The sequence below is a fragment of the Cyanobacteriota bacterium genome (assembly GCA_025054735.1).
Lineage (GTDB): Bacteria > Cyanobacteriota > Cyanobacteriia > SKYG9 > SKYG9 > SKYG9.
On the sequence record JANWZG010000188.1, the window covers coordinates 1 to 7,163 of the forward strand.

Annotated in this window: 6 protein-coding genes; 2 read left to right on the forward strand and 4 right to left on the reverse strand. The window is 53.3% G+C overall.

Annotation, left to right across the window (positions count from 1 at the left end):
- Positions 1-309 precede the first annotated feature (309 nt).
- Positions 310-522 (forward strand): DUF2555 domain-containing protein, encoded by a 213-nt coding sequence (locus NZ772_10395; protein ID MCS6813960.1) that lies wholly within the window; start codon positions 310-312, stop codon positions 520-522.
- The gene (gene coaBC, locus NZ772_10400; protein ID MCS6813961.1) at positions 509-1,768 is read left to right on the forward strand and encodes a bifunctional phosphopantothenoylcysteine decarboxylase/phosphopantothenate--cysteine ligase CoaBC; all 1,260 of its coding nucleotides are present in this window, start codon (positions 509-511) and stop codon (positions 1,766-1,768) included. The genes NZ772_10395 and coaBC overlap by 14 nt, the downstream gene beginning before the upstream one ends.
- Before the next feature lie 67 nt (positions 1,769-1,835).
- Here the strand turns inward: coaBC and NZ772_10405 are convergent, their stop codons facing one another.
- The 4 genes from NZ772_10405 to NZ772_10420 all read right to left on the reverse strand — a co-directional run bounded on the left by NZ772_10405 (position 1,836) and on the right by NZ772_10420 (position 6,825).
- On the reverse strand, positions 1,836-3,056 hold the full coding sequence (locus NZ772_10405; protein ID MCS6813962.1) for a DUF58 domain-containing protein: 1,221 nt from the start codon (positions 3,054-3,056) through the stop codon (positions 1,836-1,838).
- Between the two features lie 166 nt (positions 3,057-3,222).
- Positions 3,223-4,974 carry an N-acetylmuramoyl-L-alanine amidase gene (locus NZ772_10410; protein MCS6813963.1) on the reverse strand — a complete coding sequence of 584 codons (1,752 nt, stop codon included), beginning with the start codon at positions 4,972-4,974 and terminating at the stop codon, positions 3,223-3,225.
- A gap of 40 nt (positions 4,975-5,014) precedes the next feature.
- Positions 5,015-6,166, reverse strand: a complete 1,152-nt coding sequence (gshA, locus tag NZ772_10415; protein ID MCS6813964.1) for a glutamate--cysteine ligase — start codon at positions 6,164-6,166, stop codon at positions 5,015-5,017.
- Positions 6,167-6,519: 353 nt separating this feature from the next.
- A complete protein-coding gene (locus NZ772_10420) occupies positions 6,520-6,825 on the reverse strand; it encodes a hypothetical protein (protein ID MCS6813965.1) in 306 nt (101 codons plus the stop codon).
- Positions 6,826-7,163 lie beyond the last annotated feature (338 nt).

The window sequence follows — 7,163 nt, forward strand, 5'->3', positions numbered from 1 at the left end:
CGGGGCCTCGTTTTGGTCGTGGATTTTTGGGTGTGTGCTAAACATGTGGGATGCCCCCACCTCAGCGCCCCGCGCCGGGCTTGGGAGAGGGGTTGGGGTGAGGGCAACTGCTTCAACCTAAATTGAAGCAACTCTATCTTCCATAGCTCTAGATACCTGTTGCTCCCTATTAGGAGGGCTATGGTGCAATCTACATCGGATACGATCACTGGGCGCTGTCAGGATTTCAGCTAAGTGACGATCAATCTTGAACCCTGAACCCTGATATAACTAGGTTAGGCGCTTCTAGAATGAGAGAGGGCAAGGCATATGCAACAAACCACAGTATTTTCTCGAGACATTGCTACCATGACGGCAGCAGATGTAGAAGCACTCGCCATGCGGTTAGAGAATGATCACTACACCAGTCCGTTTGCAGCACTGGATGATTGGCACTGCCTGCGAGCGATCGCCTTTCAGCGGCCAGAACTGGTTGAACCATACCTGCACTTGCTGGATTTAGAAGCCTATGACGAATCCTGACGGGGTAGTCAGTGGTAGACGAGTGCTCATCGGCATTACAGGTGGAATTGCCGCTTATAAGCTCTGTGAGGTAATTTCTACTTTGGCGAAGGCGGGGGCTGATGTGCGAGTTGTGATGACCAGCACCGCTGAGGAATTTATTACGCCGCTGACGATCGCCACCCTCAGTCGCCGTGCAGCCTATACCGATCAGAGTTTTTGGCAGCCTACGCATGGACGACCTCTGCATATCGAGCTAGGCGAGTGGGCAGATGTCTTGATCATTGCTCCCCTCAGTGCTAATACCCTCGCCAAGTTAGCTCAGGGTATTGCTGATAATCTACTGACCAATGTAGTGCTGGCTTCTACATGTCCAGTATTGCTAGTACCAGCAATGAACAACGTCATGTGGCAACAGGCATCTGTGCAGCGCAATTGGCAGCTCTTACTGGCGGATTCTCGCTACCATGGTATTGCTCCTGAGCCAGGTGTGCTGGCTTGCACTCCGGTAGATGCTCCTGTGCCTAAGACTCCTGGACGCATGGCAGAACCCGCCACCATCCTGGCATATATTACCTCCCTGCTATATACCGTTGGTCGTCGTGATTTGCTAGGCAAGCGTCTATTGATCAGCGCGGGGGGTACCCGTGAGCATTTGGATCCAGTGCGATTTCTGGGTAACCCGGCTAGTGGCAAGATGGGGGTCGCCCTTGCCCAAGCTGCTGCCCATCGGGGGGCGATCGTAATCCTTGTCCATGCTCCACTACTAATGCCATACCCATGCTTACCAGAGTCGGTGCAGATGGTGCCAGTGCTGACGGCTGAAGAGATGCGTCATGCCTTGCTAGAGCATGTGTTGAATGTGGATTGGGTATTGATGGCGGCAGCAGTTGCCGATGTAAAGCCAGCAACCTATAGCGCGACGAAACTTGCCAAGGCCGACTTGCCGGAGCAATTGCCCCTTGTCCCTGTGCCTGATATTGTGGCAGAGTTAGCCATGTTAAAACAGCCCCATCAATGCTTAGTGGGTTTTGCTGCCCAAACAGGTGATGTTGTTACTCCAGCGAAAGATAAGCTTCTGCGCAAGGGCTTGGATGTGATAGTTGCTAATCCTATTGACCAGGCTGATAGCGGTTTTGGCAGCGATCGCAATCAAGCGATTGTGCTGGACAAAACAGGCAGACAGATTGCGATCGCCCCCTGTACCAAGCTTGAACTAGCTCACCAGATTATTGACATCGTGCAAACCCTGCAATTGTCGCCATAATCACGCCATGACTAGTTGATCGGTGAAGACAGGTTCTGAATCTAGTCTGATGATCTATGCAGTCAGATTACACCAAGACCTTATCTGGATTGACTTGTAGCTGCGTCAAAAGAGTTTCTGTTGGCTGAATTACAAGGCCGGGGTGCCCAACAGAACTAGGGGACAAATCGAGCATCGTTGCGGCTTGACTTGCGCCGGGCCACAGCAACCACCGACTACCAGTAGGCAAGGCTTCTAGGCTAGCCGCATTGGTCGTCAACCACAGCAGAGGCACATCGGTTGGTGGTTCGGTTACTAAATCTTCGCCTGCATAGGTAGAAGCCAAGGTTTCTAGGGCAGCTTGAGAACTTTGCCAGCTTGTGCGTCCGCCATTGGTTGCTAGGGTTGTCTCACTGTGCAAGAGTCCAGACCCTGCAGTCCACAGTTTCACAAGCATGGCTTGGCGCAGGGCGTAGAAATAGAGCGATGCGGCTGCAATCACAGCTTGCTCAAACTGGGCGTGATCCCAACTGGCAGCACTGTCTAGACAGATGATAATCTCTTGACCGCCGGTGAAAATTTCTAGTTCGCGTACACGCAGCGTACCATAGCGGGCACTGCTGCGCCAATGAATCAAACGGGTGGGATCACCCCAGCGATAGGGACGCAAAGCACGGGTTAATCCTTCTGTGGCCATGTGAGAGCGATGGTTGCTGCTAAACTGGGGGTTTTCATCCCGGCCCATTGCGTCAATTAACGGACATCGACTCAGGGGCAACACTGTAGGATAGACAATCGCCACCGCAGGCACCTGCCGACTGCGCCGACACCAAAATAGTCCCAACGGCGTAGCTGTCCGCAATTGCACTTCATGCCATCGATAGACTCCCCGCCGTTCTGTAGGATAGCGATAGCTCCAAAGGGCACGATCACGGGCAGGTATACGCTCTAGCACGGTTTGGGCAGGAGCACCTAACTTTTGGGGAATTAGGTCTTGCAACTGCAAGAGGGTTTTGGGTTGGTTGGTGTGATTGCTGATCTCCAGTTCAACAATCAGGGGATCGCCAACGCTGACTGGCTCGATCGGGTACCGATGGATTTTGATCCCCCGCAGCGATCGCACGGGCAAAATGGCTGAGATGACCAGCATCGCCAAAATTAGGCCACTGATAACATAAAGCCAACCCGCTAAGGTATTGGTAGCAGCCCCAAAGAAGCTGAGGGCAATGCCTGTCAGCAGGCTACCTGCATAGGCGGGGCTGACCCAGTGACGCTCTAACCAGTCAGCGATCGGGTGAGACTGTGCCATATCCAACGTGCCATATCCAAGAATGGTTGACCAAGGTTGACCAAAAAGTTCTGAATGGGTTAACCGATCATCAACGGCTAGGCTTACAATCGTCTAGCCTCTGATGTGGCCAGTACGGACACGCTAACACATCCTCTCACGATTAGTCAGGAGATTAGTCAGGAGATTAGTCAGGGGCAAGCTGCTGATCTATCCAAGCAACGACCCCATCTGCCAAGGTAGCCGCCAATTGCTGCTGGGCTTTGGGATCCATAATCCACTCGTACTCGTCGGGGTTAATCATGTAACCCAGTTCTAACAATAGACTAGGGGCGATCGTAGGACGAGTTAGGGCAAGGTTGTTCCAAAACACGCCATCGGAGGGGCGATGAAGACGCTGCACCAAGTAGTCGTGTAAAAACACGGCTAGGCTGTAGGCTTGGGGATGAAACCAAAAGACAGCAACGCCACTAGTATTGAGAGCGTCGCCATCATCGGGTAAGGCGTTGTAGTGCAGGCTAAGGGCGATCGTGGGTTGTGTTTGCTGAATCAGAGCGACACGCGCCGCCAGGCCCACATCGGTATCAGCCTCGCGAGTCATAACGACCCGCAATCCACGCTGTTCCAATTCTGCACGCAGCAGTTGAGAGATTGTCAGGGCAGCAGCCTTCTCTGGATAACCCGTTGGCCCTCTAGCGCCAATATCTGCATCACCCCCATGGCCTGGATCCAATAGGACGGTGATGTTCTGTCGATCAGGTGGATGGCGTAGGGCAAGCACCAAGGTTGTGCCTTCGTAGCGCAGGGTATAACCCCACTGTTGCCGAGGCTTGAAGCGCAATTGATAGCGCACTTGGGTGGGTGTAATTTGCTGCCAGTCTAGGCGATCGAGCAATCGATTAGGAGGGGCGTAGATGGTGTCTGTTTGGGCAACGGTATTGTGTAGCGTGATGGAAAAGAGACGATCCTCTTGAGTGATGGTGACTGGTACAGGCACTTGTAGCGGAAAGTGTACTTCCGTCCAGTCGGGAAGATCACGGGTTTTCAGACTGCGAATCAGCGATCGCGGCGGGATAGCTACATCCACAACCTGCACCTCACTGCTCCGGATCCAAGCACCATAGTCTAGGCGTAGCCAGCTTCCCTCTTGACCAGTTACCAGGGCTTGAGTTCCCTGGGGGAGGGGTGTGAGGCGAGAATAGTCTGTGCTGGGGCCAGTGCGGGCCACGCCAGCTTCAGCCGTGACGATCGCTGCCCGGAAACGATTAGGCTCTAGAATCGTCACCGTACCCGGTGCTGGTTGGGTTAGGGTTTGTCCGTTAAAGGTTAGGGTAAAGCGGGGCACCGTAGCAGCCATGGGACGATCGAACACGGTACAGCCTTGGAACAGTCCGGTCTGGGCAATGGGAGTAGGCTGATTTTGACGAGTCAGCACAGCATAATTAGGGGGCAACTCGACGCTGGCCACTTGGGGTTGTAAAGCCAACTGACGATCGCCCACCTGCACCATGACCCTACCCGTTGGAGGAGCAATGGCCTCAAAACACACCACCTCTCCTGGCAAGCGAGCGATCGCCACCGCAGGCTGAAGAGAATCTTGGGCAAACGCCAGGGATGTAGGCACCTTGGGCCTGGTGTCTAGGCGAGTAATAGTTAGGGTAATCACCTGGTTTTGATAGCGCACCTCAAAGCGATTGTCTCCTACCTTGAGGGGAAAGCTAGGGGCAAAGTGCCCAGCCGAGTTGCGAGTGATTGCTTGCCCGTTCACCGTCACTACCCCTGCGATCGGAGCTGTACCAATCAAAAAAATCTGGGCAGCCGTAGTTTGATGGTTAGCAGGTGGATAAGCTACAACTAGACCAGCTTCAGCCTGAGCAGGTCGCATCAACCCTCCCCATAGCACCAGTGGCATCATGGCAACCGACGACTTCCAACCCATAGGCAGGAACTCCCATCATCTATGCACAGCTTGTCCACAGCTATGCTGCCACAGGCTGACAAATTTGTGCTGCCAACTCAGTTTCTTGCACCAGCATGGCTTCAGCCGCTTGGGTAATGATGGAACGCACATCCCACCCAGCCTGATAGAGCTTTAGCCACTGTTGCGCTTCGTTCCCCTCTCGCAAAATCTTCTGCACAGGAGACAGAAAACAGCTAAATCCTTCTGCTTTCGCCGTTGTCCAGACTTCGGCATACAGTTCTTGCACCCAATCTCGCGCCACGATCGTCCGTCCATCTTGCCAATGGCGTAGCTCAGCATCCAGACCGTAGCGGGCAACCGCCGCCTCGTTAGCATCTGCCAGCGCTACCAACTCATCAGCACGGGTCGTAGCTGCTAGGGTACTTTGTTCCAATGGATCCAAACTGGAATCAGTCAGCAGTTGTGTCAGCCGTGCTTCCAATAGGGCTGTGACTGCCAGCAGTGCCAGAGGATCAACCATCAGGTCACAGATTCGTAATTCCAGACGATTCAGTGAGTAGGGGCGGTGGTTGCCGTTGGGGCGAACAGACGACCACAGGTGACGCACATTTTGCATCGTGCCCGCTGCAAGTTGTTCATTCGTCCAGCCAATGAAATGGGCATGGCTCTCAAACAACGGCACATGCTGCGGAGTTTTGGGAAAGACCTGCCAGCGGGTAGAGTGAGATCCAGTAGCTATGCCATCGAGGAATGGAGAGGAGGCTGATAGGGCCAAGTACAACGGAGCCTCGACACGCACTAGGCGACAGGCACGCATTAGGGTTTCTGCATCACTAATGCCAATATTGATGTGAATGCTAGCGGTGACGACTTTGGTACCGTAGGTCTGCTCGATGTAGGTATGATAAGGGTTAGCAGGATCCGATCGCTGAAAGTAGCGGGTATCTCCCAGGGACAATGTGCTACCAGGAAGGATGGTATAGGTAGGGTTTAGGTGCTGTAGATAGGTACGTAGGCGCTGTCGGGGACGCACAAGGGCACAGAGGAGGCGATCGTAGCAGGTCATCGGTGGGGTTGTATATTCCACATTGCGGCTATCAGGCTCTCGGACAAAGCCATCCAACGCAGCGACAATCTGGTCAGACAAGCCCACAATGTCACCTGCTGTTGTTCCCGTATACATTTCAACTTCAAAGCCCTTGCACAGCACAGCAACCCCTCTCTTCCCTAATGCGACATCTACATTCTGCATTACATCGTGTGCATCCTCCTACTGAACTTGATAGTTCCTAACCAGAGTGCTGAGGCCAAGTCCTTTGACTATTGACGATTGACTATATAGTCATTCCAGATTAGAAAGAGATAGCCATAGCCCCTCTGCCTCGCTTTGGGAAAGGGGTTGGGATGAAGGCAATTGTTTCCAGCTAGTTGAAATGACTCTGATATTTGTCTAGAAGGGAGTGTAGGGGACTTTATCCCCTACGAGAGGGCAGCACCTCCTTAACCCCCTCGCTCATTACTGCTCTATCACTAACCCAAGTAATGTAAGATAGCCCCACGGAGCTAGCTGGGAATATCGTCACCCCCGGTCAAAATTGGTTTGCCATCTTTCCACACAGGCTTGAGGGGAATTTTCACCCGGTGCATGGTGACATTTTTCTCACTAGCACTGCCCCCTAGCTCCAGCACCCAAACGTTGATGCCGCCCTTGCCGTCGGCGGTTTTTTCCACAGCAATCTGAAACTCTAGTTCAATCTCTCCTACCTCAAACCGCACTTGCTTGCCCTCAGAGACTAAAATTGCCTCGCTCAGTTCTTTCCGCAGTGCCTCCAGTGTTTCTCGTAACCCAATCCGTTGCATGGTCTCCATACTGGTTCTTCACCTGGTGTTGCTTTAGTTATAGCAGCAGCGAATCTGAAACGTAGCTGCTCAGGCGATAACATTGGCCCCATTCCCTAGCCCTTCCTTCTCCCAAGCAGACCATAGGGGCGCAATGGTCAGACAATAACCACAGACCGTAGGGGCGCACGGCCGTGCGCCCCTACCAACAATTTCGCATTTATTCAACAATTTCGCGTTCATCCGGTGATTTCGCATTCATCCCATGCCCCGTCATCCCTCCCTTGCCAACATCGCCCGCGTCAGGGGATGATCCGACAATGCCACCCCCTTACCCGCCACCACGCCTGTAGACAGGGGTCGATCGC

Excerpts from the sequence above, each read along its gene's own strand:
- NZ772_10395 (MCS6813960.1), top strand. The coding sequence starts at position 310 with ATGCAACAAACCACAGTATTTTCTCGAGACATTGCTACCATGACGGCA.
- coaBC (MCS6813961.1), top strand. The coding sequence starts at position 509 with ATGACGAATCCTGACGGGGTAGTCAGTGGTAGACGAGTGCTCATCGGC.
- NZ772_10420 (MCS6813965.1), bottom strand. The coding sequence starts at position 6,825 with ATGGAGACCATGCAACGGATTGGGTTACGAGAAACACTGGAGGCACTG.
- NZ772_10410 (MCS6813963.1), bottom strand. The coding sequence starts at position 4,974 with ATGGGTTGGAAGTCGTCGGTTGCCATGATGCCACTGGTGCTATGGGGA.
- NZ772_10405 (MCS6813962.1), bottom strand. The coding sequence starts at position 3,056 with ATGGCACAGTCTCACCCGATCGCTGACTGGTTAGAGCGTCACTGGGTC.